This is a genomic window from Actinomyces sp. HMSC075B09 (genome assembly GCF_001812395.1).
In the GTDB taxonomy this organism is placed as follows: Bacteria; Actinomycetota; Actinomycetes; order Actinomycetales; family Actinomycetaceae; genus Gleimia; species Gleimia europaea.
This window is the reverse complement of the sequence record NZ_KV808733.1, coordinates 1-17983: the sequence shown is the minus strand read 5'-3', so window position 1 is coordinate 17983 and position 17983 is coordinate 1. Positions and strand designations below refer to the sequence as shown.

13 protein-coding genes are annotated in these 17983 nt (G+C 55.1%); 6 read left to right on the top strand and 7 right to left on the bottom strand.

Annotated elements, in window-relative coordinates:
* Positions 1 to 2 precede the first annotated feature (2 nt).
* The 5 genes from HMPREF2854_RS04510 (at position 3) to HMPREF2854_RS04490 (ending at position 7026) form a co-directional block, all read left to right on the top strand.
* Positions 3 to 803 carry a carbohydrate ABC transporter permease gene (locus HMPREF2854_RS04510; protein WP_070619685.1) on the top strand — a complete coding sequence of 267 codons (801 nt, stop codon included), beginning with the start codon at positions 3 to 5 and terminating at the stop codon, positions 801 to 803.
* On the top strand, positions 803 to 2503 hold the full coding sequence (locus HMPREF2854_RS04505) for a glycoside hydrolase family 43 protein (protein WP_070619682.1): 1701 nt from the start codon (positions 803 to 805) through the stop codon (positions 2501 to 2503). The genes HMPREF2854_RS04510 and HMPREF2854_RS04505 overlap by 1 nt, the downstream gene beginning before the upstream one ends.
* Before the next feature lie 23 nt (positions 2504 to 2526).
* Positions 2527 to 3828, top strand: coding sequence for an ABC transporter substrate-binding protein (locus HMPREF2854_RS04500; RefSeq protein ID WP_070619678.1), 1302 nt, complete (start codon positions 2527 to 2529; stop codon positions 3826 to 3828).
* Between the two features lie 447 nt (positions 3829 to 4275).
* Entirely contained in the window at positions 4276 to 5937 is a 1662-nt protein-coding gene (locus tag HMPREF2854_RS04495; protein ID WP_070619723.1) for a glycoside hydrolase family 13 protein, read from the top strand.
* A gap of 63 nt (positions 5938 to 6000) precedes the next feature.
* Positions 6001 to 7026 (top strand): LacI family DNA-binding transcriptional regulator, encoded by a 1026-nt coding sequence (locus tag HMPREF2854_RS04490; RefSeq protein ID WP_070619675.1) that lies wholly within the window; start codon positions 6001 to 6003, stop codon positions 7024 to 7026.
* A 6-nt stretch (positions 7027 to 7032) separates the two neighbouring features.
* On the opposite strand, the gene HMPREF2854_RS04485 is transcribed toward HMPREF2854_RS04490, so the two are convergent.
* The 7 genes from HMPREF2854_RS04485 to HMPREF2854_RS04455 all read right to left on the bottom strand — a co-directional run bounded on the left by HMPREF2854_RS04485 (position 7033) and on the right by HMPREF2854_RS04455 (position 15827).
* Positions 7033 to 7980, bottom strand: coding sequence for a glycoside hydrolase family 68 protein (locus tag HMPREF2854_RS04485; RefSeq protein WP_070619672.1), 948 nt, complete (start codon positions 7978 to 7980; stop codon positions 7033 to 7035).
* A gap of 2 nt (positions 7981 to 7982) precedes the next feature.
* Positions 7983 to 8894: a carbohydrate ABC transporter permease gene (locus tag HMPREF2854_RS04480; protein WP_070619669.1), complete on the bottom strand. Its 912-nt coding sequence runs from the start codon at positions 8892 to 8894 to the stop codon at positions 7983 to 7985.
* Positions 8895 to 8898: 4 nt separating this feature from the next.
* On the bottom strand, positions 8899 to 9831 hold the full coding sequence (locus tag HMPREF2854_RS04475; protein ID WP_083309385.1) for a carbohydrate ABC transporter permease: 933 nt from the start codon (positions 9829 to 9831) through the stop codon (positions 8899 to 8901).
* 115 nt (positions 9832 to 9946) lie between these two features.
* Positions 9947 to 11230 (bottom strand): sugar ABC transporter substrate-binding protein, encoded by a 1284-nt coding sequence (locus HMPREF2854_RS04470; protein ID WP_070619666.1) that lies wholly within the window; start codon positions 11228 to 11230, stop codon positions 9947 to 9949.
* Positions 11231 to 11265: 35 nt separating this feature from the next.
* Positions 11266 to 12279: a LacI family DNA-binding transcriptional regulator gene (locus tag HMPREF2854_RS04465; RefSeq protein ID WP_070619663.1), complete on the bottom strand. Its 1014-nt coding sequence runs from the start codon at positions 12277 to 12279 to the stop codon at positions 11266 to 11268.
* 172 nt (positions 12280 to 12451) lie between these two features.
* Positions 12452 to 13135, bottom strand: coding sequence for a M48 family metallopeptidase (locus tag HMPREF2854_RS04460; protein ID WP_070619718.1), 684 nt, complete (start codon positions 13133 to 13135; stop codon positions 12452 to 12454).
* 100 nt (positions 13136 to 13235) lie between these two features.
* A complete protein-coding gene (locus HMPREF2854_RS04455; RefSeq protein WP_070619660.1) occupies positions 13236 to 15827 on the bottom strand; it encodes an aldehyde dehydrogenase family protein in 2592 nt (863 codons plus the stop codon).
* 457 nt (positions 15828 to 16284) lie between these two features.
* Between HMPREF2854_RS04455 and HMPREF2854_RS04450 the strand changes: the two genes are divergently transcribed.
* Positions 16285 to 17742, top strand: a complete 1458-nt coding sequence (locus HMPREF2854_RS04450) for a hypothetical protein (RefSeq protein WP_070619657.1) — start codon at positions 16285 to 16287, stop codon at positions 17740 to 17742.
* Positions 17743 to 17983: the final 241 nt, after the last annotated feature.

The window sequence follows — 17983 nt, the reverse complement described above, 5'->3', positions numbered from 1 at the left end:
CAATGTCTCGTCACAGACTAATTCCCACCCTGGCCAAGTACGCCGCTCTGGTGTTCTTGTTTGTCATTTGGATGTTCCCTATCGCATTGGCAATCTACAAGTCGGTGTCGGTAGGAGGTTTTGAAAACTACGCGCGAGTATTGCGCCACGATACTTTCAACTACTGGCAGGCCATTGGTAACTCGGCTCTTATGGCGATGGTCTCAACGATTGTGATTGTGATAATCGCATCGCTCGGTGGCTACGCGTTTTCGAAGATGGAATTTAGAGGCCGCAAAGTCCTCTACTCCGGGCTGATGGCATGTCTTGCAGTGTCGATCGCGTCCGTGGTTACCCCGGTTTTCTATGTCTTTAACTCGCTGGGGCTTCGAGACTCTTACACGGGAGTCATCATCCCTATGATCTCGTTTAACGCCATCATGATGCTGATGATTATGAAGACACATTTTGATGGGTTGCCAAACGAGATCATCGAGGCAGGTCTTATTGATGGGGCGAGCCCGTTTGAGATCTTCCGAAAGATCCTGATGCCAATTTCTGGCTCTTCCGTAGCAACTATTAGCGTCCTATCTTTCGTCTATACCTGGAACGAGTACTTACTGCCGCAACTGCTGATGAAATCTGCAACTAAGTTCCCGGTAACTAAAGCGATTTCACTGCTCCAGTTTGACAGGATGAGTCAGCAGGACATCTCCGTTCTTTATGCGGGGCTGATTTTGATGACTTTGCCAACCCTGCTCATTTATCTGTTTAGTCAACGGTTCTTGCAGTCCGGCATGACGAGCGGGGCGGTGAAGAGCTAATGGCTATGAAGCAGTTTACGAATCCGGTTCCCTATGTCGATGGTTCGCAGCATACAAACCCGGATCCTTTTGTGATCAACTTTGCGGGCACCTACTTTTGCTATTCCACGGGGATCGATGGCGTAAACCTGAGCGTTTCTAAAGACCTCGTGACGTGGGAGCACAAGGGGTTTTGCTATCGCGAAGATGGCCGGGATTCCTACTGGGCTCCGTGCGTGGTTTATAGAAACGGCGTTTTCTATATGTATGTTTCTAACCGCCCTGCGGGCGAGACGGATCCGCATTTTCAACGAATGAGGGTGGCAACCAGTGAAACACCTGAAGGCCCGTTTACTTTCCGTTCCCAGATGCTGGATGAGTTTGCGATAGATGCGGACGTCGTTACGGGCAATGATGGCGAGACCGTAATGTTCTACGCTTCTAACGAGCTGACGAGCCAATGCAGCGATCTGATTGGAACCAGCGTTGTGGTTGACGTGATGCCAACGCCGTTTACTTTAAGAGGCAAGCCGGTTCCTGTGATTGTCCCGAGCATTAAAGAAGAGATGTTCGAGGCGAATCGGTTTGGTGATGGGCGAGACTGGTACACGATTGAGGGCAGCACCTATTTCACGGATGGCGAGTTTGCCTACCAAACTTATTCGGGGAATGCGTACGAGAATCCCGACTATTTCATTGGCGTGACGCGGGCGAAAGTTAAGCCTGCAATCGCACAGATGGAGTGGACTAAGCAACCTTCCGATGATGTTTATATGCCGCTGATCAGACAGTCTGACCTGGTTGAGGGCACTGGACATAATTCCATTGTTAGAGGCCCGAATTTATTGGATAGGTGGATTTGCTATCACGGCCGTGATCGCAAAACGTTAAGAGACTTCTCGGTTGAGCAGCGGCAGTTCTACCTGGATCGCATTTTCATTGCAGGCGACGAGGTGCTCTGCTACGCGCCTACAAGTCAGGCGCAAGACGCTCCTAATATGGCCACGCTGTCAGGAGTGGGGTGCCCGACGGAGAGTGGGAAACCGCTCGCGGAATCTGTGGGTGACTTTATTGCTGAACTGTACTTGAAGAGTGAGGCCAGCGAAACGGCAGGCGATTTCCGCGAGGTGGGATTTAGCCTAAGCGCAAACGACGCTTGGGCGCGGTTTGCTGTACGCGATACCGAGGTTGAGTGGTCAACCAGTGACGGAAGAGTTGAAAACTCTTCGGTTCCCGTTGAAATCGATTTGAGTGTTTGGCAACCCTTCAGGATCTTGCGCTCGCGGGGGCGTGTATCCCTCCTAGTAGGAGAGGTGGAGCTTCTTTCCATGCCAGATTGCATGACCGGCCAGTCTTGTGATCTTCAGATCAGTGACGGGGCAACGCGGTTGTCATACTGGCGGTTAACACAGATGTTTGAAGCCTCGCGCGCGGAGCTTGAGTCAAATGGTTACCTGCGTCCTGCTGAATCGTCGCTGACAGGTGGGGGAGTGTATGAGCTTTCGCTTCCGCTTGAGGGTGAATGGCAGGTCGAGCTGTATTTCAACGGTAAGGCTCCGGACTTTATCCAGCGTGATGGGGAAGAGCTCGATGTCCGCGTGGTGAATGGTCGAGAACGTAGTGTTATCACCTTCACGGTGAACTTTAGTTCGTTCGCTACGAGTCATATTCGAGGCGATTTGTCCGGTATCGCAAGATGCCTGGCAACAAAGATTTCATAGGTACAAAAACAAAGGAGAAACAAATGAGAAACGGATTGTCTGCAAAGCTTGCAGCGATTGCGGTTGGCTCTGCTCTCATCATGACTGGCTGCGGCGGTGCAGGTAGCCAAGACGAGGGCGCGACTGGCGACAAAGTCGAGTTGAACTTCCATACTTGGCTTCCCACCCAGGTGCAGTGGCCTGAGATTATTGAGGCGTTTGAGAAGGAAAACCCGAACGTAACGATTAACTACACGCGCGAAGAGGACTACGACAAGTTCCGCACGAATCTTGACAATGAGATTCTGGCAGGGGAAGTCCCAGACATTTATGGAATCCAGGTTGGTGCGTCGTTTGACGACTACGCTGAGTTTGCGAAGCCGGTAGATGAATACGCTGCTGATTGGATCGATAAGGTAAGCGAAGTTGCCGTTGAAGAGACCAAGACGGAAGACGGCACGCTGGCTGCGGTTCCGATTTTGAACGCGGGCATGGAGTTTTACCTATACAACAAGACTCTGATGGATGAGATCGGCGTGCAGTTGCCGAAGAACTACGACGAGCTGGTCCAGGTCAGCAAGACCGCGGCAGATGCAGGTTATTCTCCATTTGCCATGGGAGCTAGCGATACTTGGCACGTGGCTGACTTCTTCGTCTGGCTAAGCAACCAGTACGGCAATGGCGATGACATTTACAAGGCTGCTAATGGAGATATTTCGTGGGATTCGGATTCTTTGGTAGCGGCAGCAACGGATTGGCAAAAGCTGTTTGCTGATGGCGTTTTCCAAAAGGGTGCGGTGACTACTAACACCTATCCGCAGGCTCGTGATGACTACTTCTTGGCTCGTCGCGCAATTGCTATGCCTACCGGATCTTGGCACGTTGGCATGGCTCTAGAGGGGCCAGATCAAGAGCAGCCGGGTTCTGCGATTGAGGCAGACGAAGTCGGTATGGCGGCATTCCCACAGATTGGTCCTAACTCGGGCACTGCAACCACTGGTGTTGACTTCGCTCTGGCTGTTTCGTCGGAGCTGGATGGAGCAAAGCTTGAGGCAGCTGCAAAGTTTGTGGAGTTCATGGCTGTCGGTCAGGGTCAGCAGATTTGGGTAAACACGCTTCAAGGCTTCCCGGTTGCTAATGACGTTAGCGTCCAGGTAGATCCGGCTGAGCCCGAGCTGGGCCAGGAATCGCTAAAGCTCGTCGATGAGACGCTCGCGGGCGCAAAGTACGCTCGCAAGCTGTCGGTGCCCGGACGCGAGTCGCTTCAGGATGATCTGGGCATTGTCCTTCAAGAAATCGCTGATGGCGCAGATCCCAAGGCGTCGCTTGCAAAGCTGAACCAGTAAGGCGCAGCGGTATAGCTCAACTGAGTTTTTAAGTTGTAGCTAGCAAAGCTCCGGCAAAGGGGGATCACCCTATACCGCAACTGCCGGATGATAAGTGGAGGTTGGTCAACCAAGAAGTTGGTCAACCTCCACTTTCTGTCTTTGTGAAGCAGAGTGCATGGACGCGCTGCCCTCGTCTGCTTGCAGGTACCGCTGAATCACGTGGGGGGCCTCGATTCGTGGGAGAGTGAAAGTGCTTGACAATCCGTATGTGAGTGTCTAATTTCTAGAGTATCGACGCGCGTCGATCAGTCAGTGTTTGTGTCAACCTAACGCAATGTTTTCCAAGACGAGGGAGTCTTCATGAAAGTAATAGTCGCGATGGAGCCACCTCGGGCGGATGACTCGCAGCAACCGTAAGTGTTTAACAGTAACGTTCCGCATTTCGCAATAGAGGAGGAGATTTCTTTGACCAACGTGCAACGAAGCGACTGGGATCAGTGGTGGCGAACCGCTGTGATTTACCAGGTTTATCCGCGTAGTTTCAGTGATTCGAACAATGATGGCCTGGGCGATGTGCGGGGTGTCATTAACCGGCTGGATTATTTGCATAAGCTAGGTGTTGATGCGATTTGGATGTCTCCGCACTACCCGTCGCCGCAGGCTGATGCGGGGTATGACGTGGCGGACTATTTCGACGTCAACCCTGAATATGGCACGTTGGAGGAGTTCGATGAGCTGATCGCGCAAGCGCATAAGCGCGACATTAGGATCATCATCGATATTGTTCCTAACCACTCTTCGGATCAGATGCAGCTGTTCCAAGACGCATTGGAGGCCGGCCCGGACTCAGCGGAGCGTGACATGTACATGTTCCGTTACAGCGAGGGGAAGTGCCCTAACAACTGGGGGTCATTGTTTGGCGGCCCTGCGTGGACGGCGGTTGAGCCCCTCACAAATAATGAGGCGGATCGTAACTGGTGGTATTTGCACCTGTTTGCGCCGGAGCAGCCAGACTTTAACTGGGAGAACCCGAAGGTGCACGAGTTCTTTAGGTCTTACCTGCGTTTTTGGCTAGATCGAGGGGTGGATGGTTTCCGCGTTGACGTGGCGCACGGCCTCGTGAAGGAAGAGGGCCTGCCTGATGACAAGGTAGGACCGGATCGTTGGGCTGTTGATCCGGACGAGTACACCCAGACTGAGGGGCCGTTCTGGGACCAGCCTGGAGTACACGACATTTACCGCGAGTGGCGCCGCGTACTAGATGAGTATGGGCGCGATCGCGTGTTGGTTGCCGAAGCGTGGCTGACGCCTGAGCGTGAGGCTCTTTACGTGCGTGAAGACGAGATGAGCCAGCAGTTCAACTTCAACTATTTGGAGGCAAACTGGAACGCCGAGCATGTGCGAGCGGCAATCGATGACCCGATTAAGGCTAATGGGGTTGTGGGCGCGCCGGTCACTTGGGTTATGAGTAACCACGACGTGGTTCGCGCAACCACACGTTACGGTTATGAGCCGCAGATGGATTGCGGCCGAGGTATTGGCGTTGATGATCCGCAGCCGGATCGCGAGCTGGGCCTTGCGCGCGCGAAGGGCATGGCTGTGTTCACCATGGGGTTGCCCGGCTCGATGTATATCTATCAGGGTGAGGAACTTGGGCTTCCCGAGGTCACTGACTTGCCGGATGAAAGCCGCCAGGATCCCACTTGGTTGCGTACCGGCCACCAGGTTCGAGGCCGCGATGGGTGTCGCGTGCCGATTCCGTGGGAGGCGGACGCCCCGCACTTTGGTTTTGGTACGGGCGACACGTGGTTGCCGCAGCCGGATTGCTTCGGCGAGTTTGCGGCGGATGTCCAGGATGATGATCCGGCTTCCACGCTGAACCTGTACCGCCGCGTGTTGAAGCTCCGCCGTGAGCTTGAGCTTGCGAAGGGCGACGTCGAGTGGGTTGACCTGGGAGACGAGAACGTCCTCGCGATTCGCAATAAGGGCGTGCTGCTGGTGTTGAACATGACTTCGCGGCCGGTGACAGTCAAGGACGTTACCAGCGTGGTAGCGTCGTCTTGCGATGTTGTTATCGGTGATGGCGAGGCTGTTGTGCCCGCAAATTGCGGGGCGTGGCTCAGATAGGTGAGTAATGCATGTGCATAGGGGTGTCTCTATGCACATGCATTATTGTTTTTGGGAGGTTGTATGGGCGTTACACGGGCTGACGTTGCTAGGCGTGCCGGTGTGTCACCGTCGACGGTCTCCTATGTGTTTTCGGGGGCGCGTCCGATTGGTGAAGAGACGCGTCAGAAGGTGCTGAGCGTTGCCAAGCAACTCGGTTATGTGCCTAACGCCTATGCGGCGAATCTGGCGGCGCGAAACTTGCGCACTATTGGTATCCACCTGAATATTACGAACTCCGGCCTGGATCGCAGCTCAGCCGAGTATGTGACGGGCATGATGCAGCGCTGTACTGAACTGGGGCTCACCCTGTTGGTGCCTACAACCGTGGGTAATGATGAAGGAACATTCCGCAGGTTCTTGAGGTCGCGTTTGCTTGACGGTGTGATCTACATGGAGGTCGAGCAAGATGATTGGCGCGAGGACGTCCTGCTTTCTGAAAAGGTGCCCGCGGTGGCCTTAGGATTTTCAGGCAGGAAGGGCGGCGTTCCTTACGTTGAGACTGACTTCGATGCCGTAGGGCGGATTGCGGTCGATGAGTGTATCGCTCGCGGGCATAGCCGCGCCCTGTTGATTGGCAGAAAATCGCGCGAAGCTAACCCGGCTGATCGTGTGGGGAAAGCAATCCATAGGGCTACGCTAGAGCGCGCACACGAACGTGGTTTTCACCTGGAGCAGATGCTGCTACCCGTGAACTTCCTTGCCGCCCAGCAGATCATTCCTCTAATGCGCGACAATGCGGATGAGCACCCGGTGATTATTACCGACAACATGCCGGTTGCGGAGGGCGTGATCGGTTTTGCTGCGGATCACGGGCTTGAGCTTACACGCGACTACTCGATTATGACGCTGGGCGGCCAGATCGGTTATACGGCTGATACGGCGTTTGATTTGTCGGAGGTCTCAACGGACCGCGAGCAGATGGGGCGCCAATGCGTGGATTTGCTGGTCGGCGCCTCGCGCGCGAAATCCGTTGAGGACCTCCCAAATAGTGTGGTGTTCGAGCCAAGTTTTATTGACCGAGGCTCGCTTGCGAACCTGAACGAATAAAGCTTTCTATTCGTTCAAGTTCAGTAGTTCGAACTCGTTGAGGCTCCAATAGAGCGGCTCGGGAATCGTGCCGGTGAAAGTGGCATCGTCGCCGGAGTGGAAGCCGGTGATCTTCCATTTGCCCTCTGCATCTTCGAAGATTTGGTAAGCGTAGATATCTGTCTTCTTGAGATACATAGCTTGTGAGAAGTCGAATGAGCCAAGCGGTCCGTCGCCCGGTACGATCCAGGTGAAACCGGCGGTCGGCGGGTTTTGACGCATGGGCGTGCACGAGAATACAAGCCAGTTTTTCCCGTCGATGAGGCGCGTTTGAGCGCATTCCATTTCTTCGAAACGGCTGTGGTGAGCGATGGGAGGATGGGCCTCCCACGTTTCAAGGTCGGCGGAGGTGAGGTGACCAATGGCACCCACTTGTTGCTCGCCTTTTTCTCGCGCAAGCGTTGCGGTGACAATCATGTGCCACGTGCCGTCTTCTTGGAATACAAACGGGTCTCGCCAAGCTACGTCACCGTCGGTGGATTCTTGAGTCTCATACCAGGGTGCAACAGCTTGCAGGGGCGGGTTCTTTGGATCATGGAAAGAGCGCTTGCGCGTGAATGTAACACCGTCCTCAGAGTCGGCCCAACCGATTCGTTGAACGAGCTTGCCGCCATCGCCTTGTGAAATCGCGGTGTAGAACAGGCGGATTCCTCCGTTGGGAAGGTGAATGGCGCTACCTGTCCAGATTGCGCGATCATCGAAGTCGGGTGTTTCACGCGGCGCCACAGCTACGGGAAGTACCTCCCAGTGCTTGCCATTGTCTTTCGAAACGGCATGTCCGATGGCTGCATTGACGTGTCGAAGCGATGGGTTGCCCAAGCTTTTTGGTGCGTGAAGGTAGAACAGGTCAAGTTGGTCTTCGGATCTTAGAATCCAGTGATCCCAAACCCAGTGGTTTTCAAGTGCAAAAGACATGCTTATCCCTTAACTCCCGATGATGATAGTGAGGTTACAAAAGAGCGCTGGAACATTACGAAAAGGATGATCATTGGCAGCGTGATCAGGGTTGCGTACGCCATGATTTCGCCCCAGGCTGGGTTTAGTTGGAAGAAGTACTGCATGCCCACTGAGACCGGGCGCAGGTTTTCCTTCTGAACTGCCATGAGTGGCCAAAGATACGAGTTCCATGCTGGCAACATTGTAATGATTGCGACGGTGGCAAAGGTTGAGCGACTCATGGGGACGATGATTTTGCGGTAGATCGTAAACCATCCTGCTCCGTCTACGCGGGCAGCTTCGTCAAAGTCCTTTGGTATGGACTTGAACTGTTGGACAAACAGGAAGATGGCAAGCGCATTGGCGACGAATGGCAGGATCTGCACCTGGTATGTGTTCAACAATCCTTGTCTGATAAGGAAGCCGTCGCCAGCCCACGTGACTAGAGGAAGTTTGCTCACCCAGTAGATGAGAGGAACCGCGATGGTCTCGAAGGGGACCATGAGCGTGGCCAGAACGATTGAAAGAACAACCTGGTAGCCCTTGAAACGAATACGCGCAATGGCGAATGCGATTAGCGAGTTTACGAATAGCCCGAATACGACGATCGCAACGGTTACTAGTACCGAGTTGAAGAAGAAGCGGAACGCTGGCACGCGGTTATTGACGTTCGCGTAGTTGTCGAAGGTTAGGTCGCCAACCGGGAAGAATGCTCGCCAGGACGTCAGGTCTGCAAAGATCTGCTGATCGCTCGCTTTTAGTGAGGACGAAACCATGAATAGCAGCGGGAATACTGCAATTGCAGCTGCAAGGACTAGCAGAATGTAGATCAGCGTAGTGTTCAGCCTGCGCTTGTTAGAAGCCCGCATGGTGTCTTTGTGTTTGGTTGACATTGTATTAGTCCTTATCGCGCGTAGCAAAGCGTTGAATAGCGGTAATAACGAGGACGAGCAGGAAGAAGATCAATGAAATCGCTGATCCGTATCCCATGTCCTGCTCTCGGTATCCCTTGCGAACCGCGTGGTAGACGATGGTTGATGTAGCGTCTTGCGGGCCGCCGTGAGTAATGACGTCAATCTGTACGAACAGGCCGAGCGCGGCGATGGTGATCGTGACCAGGATGAAGATCATGGTGTTTCGAAGGCCGGGCCAGGTAACGTAACGGAATTGTTGCCATCCGGAGGCTCCGTCAAGCTTGGCAGCCTCATACAGCGAGGGGTCTATCAGCTGGAGACCGGATAGCCAGATCATCATGTGTAGGCCAACGGCTTGCCAGACGGACAAAATAATGATTGCCGGCATGGCGGTCGATGGGTTTGTGAGCCACGCAGCCATTGGCCAGAGGCCGCCGGTGAGCGTTGACAGCACGGAGTTGAAAAGTCCGTATTCCTGGTAGAAGAAGCTCCAGAGGATCGAGACCACAACCATCGAAGTCACAACGGGCATGAAGATCATCGTACGGAATGCTGTGACACCCTTGACCTTTTGATTGATGAGGATTGCAAGGGCAAGTGCAATGCCGGATTGTACCGGTACCACTACGAGTGCGAATAGCAACGTGTTGAGTAGCGAGCGCACAAATGTTGGGTCTGAGGTGAAGGCTCGCGTGAAGTTCCTGATTCCCACAAAGGACGGAGGAGTGGGGGAGATCAGGCGAGCATTCGTGAATGACAGGCCAAACGTGATGAAGATCGGGATGACGAGGAATAGTAGAAGAAGTATTAGGGCCGGTGACGAAAATAGCCAGCCTACTAGCGTGTTGTGGCGCTTTGTCCGTTGACGTTCTTTAACGCGCGGTGAGGTTACAGGCGCGGCCTCGAGTGCTTGCATTTTGAACTTCCAAGGTGTGGAGGAGCTGTGATGAAGTGCGACCGGTGTTGAGTCGCGAAGAAGCGCGGAAGAAATGGGGGCGGCGCCGCGTGATGCCGCGCCGCCCCTCTAAGGTTTACGGCTGTTTATAGCCGTTGTTTGCGGTGATGTCGGCGTCGATGTCCTTGGCTGCCTGGTCTAGGGTTGCCTTGACGTCTGCGCCGCTCATGATGTCGCGGGTTGCCTTATCGAATACGGAGGAGATAACTGCGTATCCAGGGGTGGCGGGGCGTAGGAGAGCGAACTTCTTGGAGATGTCGAAGAGGGGTTCGAGAGCGCCACCTTCCTTGTAGTTTTCAGTGTTGGGAAGGGCGGATGCGCGAGCCGGGAAGTTGCCGGTCGCGTCGGAGTACTTAACGAGGTACTCATCGGACATGATCATGTCGATGAATTCGTTGGCACCAGCCTGGTTTCCACATGCGCTGGAGATGCCCCACTGCCAGGAGCCGCCGCCAACGTGTGCTCCTGCACCAAAGTCGACCGGAGGAAGAATCAGGATTTCATCCTTGCCGAACTGTTGCTGCGCTTCAAGCACGCGCCATCCACCTGCGTAGACCAATGGAACCTTGCCCTGCATGAAGTCAGATCCACCCTCGGTTGGGGTCTTTGAAGCCCAGCCATTGGTGAATACTGACTGGAACCATTCGCCAAACTTGAGGGCTTCGGGGCCGTTGATGATGCCTTCAGCGGTGCTGAAGTCGTTTCGGTCGATGAGGTCGCCACCGAAGGACTGCAACATTGGAGCGTATGCATAGGGCCACCACTCTGCCTTGTCCCATACGGACATGTCGATCGCGTAGTCAAAGTTCGAGTCGGTCTTTAGCTCTTCGAGTGCTGCGTTGAACTCTTCTAGCGTCCACGGCTTGTCGGCGTCCGGGATGCGAATGTTGTGCTCTTCGAGTACCGAGCGGCGTGCCAGGAATGCGAGCGAGGTGTCGTATGGGCCAACCGAGTACAGCTGGTCGTTGTAGATGCCTTTGGTGGAGTCGAGTAGGCCTGAGGTGGTTTCTTCGGATAGCTGGAGCGGGCTTAGGTATCCAGACCAGGCCCAGTTAGGCATGATCGGGCCGTCGAGGTCCAGGATGCAGGGTAGATCTCCGGAGGAGGCGGCGGACACGATGGAATCGTTGTAGGACGCTTGTGGGAATGCGGTTAGTTCAATCTGTGAGTCCGGGTGGCTTGAGTTGAAATCGTCAACGGCTTCTTGGACGACGGCGAGTTCTTCTGGGTTTCCTCCGTTGTGGGTCCACAGAGTGATAGCGGAATCGGATCCGCCTCCCTGCTGTGATGAGCAGCCAGCAAGCGCTAGCGTTGCGATCATTGCGGTGGCGGTGATCGCTGATGCCTTGCGAATAGACATGTGTGTTCCTTTCGTTTTCGTCTTCGGTGACGAAGCTAAATGTGTTGTGTTGAATCTCGTTTGATTAGGGGACAGTTGAATTTGATGAGTCGCTCTGCAGGTTCTTTGAACGACTCATCGGACATTTTCACGAGGGAGTCGATAACCCAGGTAGCCATTTCTTCGTGTGGAAGTTGAACGGTGGTTAGCTGGGGGTCTAGGTTTTTGGCGATGGGGAGAAAGTTGTCGAATCCCACTACGGAAAGGTCTTCGGGTATACGGAGGTTTAGACGCCTTGCCACGCGATATACGCCGGCGGCCGTTTCGTCGTTGTAGCAGAAGATGGCGCTGGGACGGTCAGGCATTGACAGCATCTTCTCTGCTACTTCATCAACTTCGCGTGTTCCGGTAACAACGTGTGCGATGTAATTGTCGTTTACAGTGATCCCAGCATTTTCCAGGGTTGTTCTATAACCTTTCAGGCGTAGTGGACCCGCGTCCTTCGACGGGCGATCGTTGATGAAGCCGATTTTCTTGTGCCCCAGATCGAGTAGGTGTTGAACTGCGACGGATGCGCCTTGGACCTCATTTGGCACTACTGCTATGGCGTCTTCGTTTGCTGCGTAACCGTCAAGGACGATTATGTGTTTTGGGTGGCTCTGAGGAAGTTCGATCGCGTGATGGTGCATGGATGCGTAGGCGATTGCAGAGACTTGGTGGGACATAAAGTTTGCGAACACGTCCTGCGTGGTTTTAGGATCGCCGCCGGTTTCGGAGATGAGGAGCATGTAGCCCAGTTCGTTCGCTCGGCGATTTGCAGCCGCAACCATGGCGTATGCGTAGGGAGTAGAGGCGACGACGTCGGAGACGAACCCAAGGGTCTTGGTTTTCTTTTTCCGTAGGCTGGCAGCGAGGGAATTGCCTACATAGTTCAGCTCTTTGGCGGCGTCCAGGATGGTCTCTGTGCGCTTTTGGGAAACACGTCCTTGGTGTTGTCCAGAGAGCACAAGTGAGACTGAAGCTGTAGATACGCCCGCCTTCTTGGCAACGTCTGCAATCGTGATAGCCATGGGGTCAACTCCGTCGTTAATCCATTAACTAGTTAATCAATTAACCTTCACTGTAGTGGGGCGTTCCCTGCATGTCAATAGTCATTTTGTAATTTATTTTCGAGCGGGAAGAATGATCGTCACGCGCTCTGTTTGCCGCTCAAGTGGCGAAGGAGGTTTTACCCGTGCCCGGTTACCTAAGAACCCGCTCCGCTTCTTCATGCCCGGGGAAGTAACGGGCAACGAGGGCGTGAAAGCGCGGGGTGTGTCCGCGTTCAACCAGGTGCACGAGTTCGTGGGTGAGCACGTAGTCCAAGCACTGCCCGGGTTTCTTCGCAAGGTTTATACTCAGCCAGATTCGCTTTGCACGCGGATTGCAGGTGCCCCAGCGGGTCCGCATTTTCTTGACTCGATATTCGTTGGCGGCCAGTCCGGTGTTGGCTTCGCACCGTCTAATGGCTGCGGGTAGGGCCAGTTTGAGTTGCTCGCGGTACCACTCGGTTAAAACGCCCTGCCGTTCTTGATGCGTAGAGCCGGCGGGCAGCGCCATAATCAAGCTTTCGCCGCACGCGCGTACGCTCGTGTGGGCGGCGTCGCTCACTTCAAGAGTGAGGGGGCGCCCCCACAGGTAGTGGGTCTCGCCGGTGGCGTAAGAGGACGCGTCACGCGTTTGTCTTTCAATGCGCTCGCGGCCGCGTCCGATGGTGTCAAGGTGAGCCAATGCGAAGTCGCGCAGCGCCCGCCGGGGCACGCCGCGCGGCGCGGTGATAACCACGTTGCCATGGGGCGGCTTAACCCGCAGATACATATTTTTCAGGCCGGTTTTGCGTAGAACAGTAATGGTGATCCCCGCGACCTCAAGCGTTTCGGTGCTCACAACTCGGGGTTGTGCGCACCGTATCCGTTTGCGCGGGCGCGGGGATCGGCCGGTCATAGAAGTTCTCCTGTTTCGCTTCGGGCGGTAACAGAACTTTAGTTTAGCGACTCCATTTTTGGCCGCGGAAGCACGCGGTTAGTAGCTCCTTGATGTCTTCAAGACGTGCGGTTTGGGGGTTGCCTGAGTGCGACTGGTAGTCGAATGCGAGCGATGCGATCTCTGCGCGTTTGTGGTTGAACGTGGATTCGGGCATGTTCATGTTGCGCAGTAGGGAAGTGAGCCCAACTTGGTCGCGTAGGTTTTCGAGGGCAGTGGCGTAGGCTTCCACCGCTCCTTCGCTACCAACTTTGATGTCGAGGTGTCGCGTGATTTCTTCGCACCGCTGCGGCATTTGGAACGTCTCATAGTTGGGCCAGGCCACGAGTTTGTGTGGCTGCGAGCCGTTGAATCGAACCACGTTGGGAAGGATTGCGGGTAGCAGGTCTTGGCGCGGGGTGTTGGAGTATTGGGCGAAGGCGCGCGCGATGGCGTCGGCTAGTCCCAGGCTGGTGTTGCCAAGGGCTGTGGAGGTTAGAGATCCGGCAGAAACCACCTTGTCGCGGCTGCTTTCGTGTGCGGCGCTGTGGTCGGCCTCGTCGACGGCGCGGGGCAGGTTTGTGAATGCGAGTTCAAGGCCGTGCAGTGCAAGCGCGTCGGTGTAGTCCGTGGCGTGGATTGAGAAGAGCGCTTCGGTGGCTTGTGCGATGGTTTCGAATCCGCGGGCTGCAAGCAGGTCTGGCTTCCATTGCGCCAGTTGCGGGTCCATGAACGAGATGCAGGGCAGGTAGGCGGCTGATGAGATGAGACGTTCGAGGCCGGTTTCGGCGTCGATCATCGAGGCTTTCGCCGAGAGCGCGGCTTGTCCGCCGGAGGTTGTGGGCGCGCAGATTAGGCGCGGCTGTAGGATGCGCGGGGGGAGGGCGATGCGGCCGGCGCAAATGTCGGCCATGTCTGCTTGGGGGATTGCAAGGCCTGCGCGCACAAACTTCGCGGCATTAATCGTTGCGGTTGTGCCAAATGCTAGTAGCGTGTCTGCGCCAAATCCTGCGGTTTCGGTGGTGGCTTCGCACAGAAAATCAACGGTCAGGGTGCGCGGGATGTCGTCGATGATTTGGATGGAGCTGGCCTCGTCGCGTGTGTGCAGTAGCGCGAGCAGGTTGGCAACTGCCCCGGAGTTCAAAGTGGCCTTGTCGGTGAAGATCGTGATTTTGCCTAGGTCTTGCAGTGTGGCGAGCTGGCGAATGGCGCCTGGGCCTTGAAATATTTTTGATGGAACTTGGAAGGGGCTGATCACGGTGTTCCTCCGCCCGAGTCGTTTGATGTTGATGAGGTTCACGGCGCTGACGTTGTTTGATACGGAGTTGTGTCCGTATGATCCGCAGCCGAGCGTGAGTGATGGGATGAAGCTGTTGAATAGGCCGCCGATTGCGCCTTGTGAGGTTGGCGCGTTTTCAACTAGCCGGACGGCGCGCACACGGTTCCCAAACTTAGCGATGACGTCTTGGTTGCGGCAGTGGATTGCGGCGGTGTGGCCAAGGCCGTCTTGTTCTACCATTTGGGCGGCCAGTTCAATGCCTTGGTTGGCGTCTCTAGCGGTAAGTACTGCAAGTACGGGGCTGAGCTTTTCGCGAGTTAGGGGCTCCAAGTAGGACACTTCTGTGCATTGCGCGAGGATTGCTTGCGTGCCTTCGGGTACTTCGAACCCGGCTTGGTGAGCAATGTCGTGGGCGGATTGGCCAACGATCTTGGGGTTGAGCCTGGCGGCTTGGCATGCGTCGGTGAAGGCCGTGGCGCCAAAGAGCAGTTTTTCAAGCTTCGCTTTTTCGGCTTCGGTAGCGATGTGGCAGCCAAGGGCTTGGAATTGTTTAAGAGCCTCGGCTTTGATTGCTTCATCTAGTATGACGGCCTGCTCGGATGCGCAGATCATGCCGTTGTCGAAGGCTTTGGAGGCAACCACGTCGTAAACGGCGCGGTTGAGGTTAGCTGATGAGTGTATGTAGGCGGGAGCATTACCGGCGCCAACGCCTAGGGCGGGTTTGCCACATGAGTATGCGGAGCGCACCATCGCATTGCCGCCGGTGGCGAGGATTACGGACACACCTTGGTGATTCATGAGGGCGTTGGTTGCTTCCATGGACGGGGTTTCAACCCATTGAATACAGCCTTGTGGAGCCCCGGCGTTTACCGCGGCGTTGTAGACGATGCGGGCGGCTTGGGCGGAGCACTGTTGGGCGCCGGGGTGGAACGCGAAGATGATGGGGTTGCGCGTTTTAAGGCACATGAGGGATTTGAAGATGGTGGTGGAGGTGGGGTTTGTGACGGGGGTGATGCCAGCAACCACGCCGACGGGTTCCGCAATTTCGGTGATTCCGGTGAACTGGTTTTGCGATATGACTCCCACGGTTTTTAGGTCGCGCATATAGGCGGTAACGTGCTCTGCGGCAAAAATGTTCTTAACGGTTTTATCTTCGAAGTTGCCGCGCCGGGTTTCTTCAACGGCCATTTGGGCGAGGCTTGCGTGTGCGTCGCGAGCTGCTTTGGCAGCGGCCTCAACGATGAGGTCAACGCTTGATTGATCGTAGTTCTTGAATTCTTCAAGTGCGGCGAGTGCTTTTTCGACGAGAGGATTGATGGTTTCAGCTACCAGCGTCATGACTTTCTCCAAATCGAGCAAAGGGGGCTTAAAAACACCGTAATGCTAGTGCGCGCGGATTCCTAGGCTTTTCCGCATTACGGGGAGAAATAGCACGGTGTCGTTACCTAAATTGAGCGAACGTGCAGTTGCGGCCATGCCAGTTAGGCGCTTCTCGAAACAAAATTCCGGAAGGGCGGGGGAGAAAGCCTTGTCACTGCCGGGGAAAGTGCCAGAAAATATCTTTTCGAATATGGTCTTGCCTTTCCCAATTCGAAACTGTAGGCTCCAGATGAGAGTTTAGTCCTAGTTAATTCCCATTAATTGGCTGTCAGTGCGAGGGGCGTACTGTCTCTTCCGCTCGGTTTGGGGTAACTGGAGACTGAAATTTCAGTTCCAAAGCCTTTGAGTAAAACACGAGAGGATCTCTTAACTCATGGTGAAACGAAAGACGCATAGGATTCTTCGTCGAGATTCCGTGCGCGTAGGTTCAGCCGCTTTGGCTATAGCGGTGGCCGCTAGCATGACTCCAGGTTACTTCTTGGGTGGCCTTGATTATGCGGTTGCTCAGCCAGTAGCCCCGGCTCAGGTTTCCGGCCCTACGACGCAGGTCATTGACGCGGACATGATCGCCAGTGGTCGTGTCACCAAGGCCGCCAACCTGACCGACGCCCACGGTGTAGGCAAGGGTCTAATTTCGGGCCACGTGTACCTGACCGGCCCGAATGGTAACCCGGGCGCTGCTTACGACAACGGTAATATTAAGCTAGATGACATTACCGTCTACGCGCAGTTCCGTGACAAGGATGGCTCCTACTCGCCGATTTTCAGCGCTAAGACCCACACCCTTCCCGACGTACTCGGTGGTAATGGTGGCCAGGGTACCTTTGCTTTCGGTACGGGTGATAAGGGTATTACATGGACCGATAAACTCGGACGTAAGCACACCTGGGCTGCCCGTACCGACCAGAAGCACCGTATCTGGGTAGAACCCTTCATCAATGATCGTGGTAGCCGTGTTGAGATGTTCCGCCAGGCCAATGGTTGGACTCCTGGCTCCTTCAATGGTGTGGTCGAGGGTCCCATGGGCTCCTTTGTTGCAGCTGACGGCAACATGCAGCTGATGGCCGCGTTCTTGCGCGAGATTCCACCGAGCCATGAGACCAGCTGGATGGCGGCTAAGGGCGATAAACTCGTTGAAGACCCTAAGGGTCCCGACAAGGCTGCGGCACTCCAGGGGCCCGAGTCGAACATGCTTTCTGGCCAGGTATGGCTTGAGACCGGTGGTAGTCCGGATTGGGGATTCCCCGCAACTGGTCCGAAGAAGGAGTCCAAAGACCCTGGCGCTGCTGGTTACACCGTTTTTGCGTCTACCCTAACAAGGGAAGGTGCTGCGGCGAACGCTGCCCTGCACGCGCAATACAAGGACGACCCGAATAAGCTCGCCGAAGCGACTAAGAAGATGCTCGAGGATAACCCCGAGTACATTCTTAAGACGGTCTACGGCAAGACCGATGCCGAAGGCAATTACTCGCTTCGCTTCGGTGACTACACGGACGCTAACCAGACGCGTGAGGATTTCCTCAACCCGGATCACGTGTTCGTTTGGGTCGAGAACAAGGATGGCGTGGTTCAGACCGGTTACACCGGCTTCCACACTCCAATCTTCCAACGTTTCAACGGTGGTGGTAACTTCAGGCCAGCGGATGCGGTTCCTGCTGAAAACCAGGTTAAAACTGCTCTTGTTTCAGATATAGGCAATCCGCGTTACGGGAAGCCGCTGAACAAGATTTACAACGTCCGGCATGCGCTTATTCCGTACGCTCCGGTGACGATCACGGCTGACTACAACGCAACTGACAAGCCTGCCGCGCCGGGCACAACCGTGACCCCGGAGTTCCACGGAACGCTGTCCCCCCCTACCATCCAAGATTGAATGGCGCGATGGCAAGGGCAAGGTTGTCAAGACCTGCGATCTTGACCAGTCGAAGGGCACCAAGGCGCAGGTTTCAGCTTGCACCTTTGACATTCCTAAAGACGCCAAGAAGGGTGATGTCTTCAGCGTTGTTGTGGTCTCGGGTATTAGCGACGTTGCCGCTTGGACTGTTCTGGTAACTAAGGACGCCGACGACTACGAGCCTGAGTATGAGGGTAAGTTGGTTGTTCCTGGTCAGGAG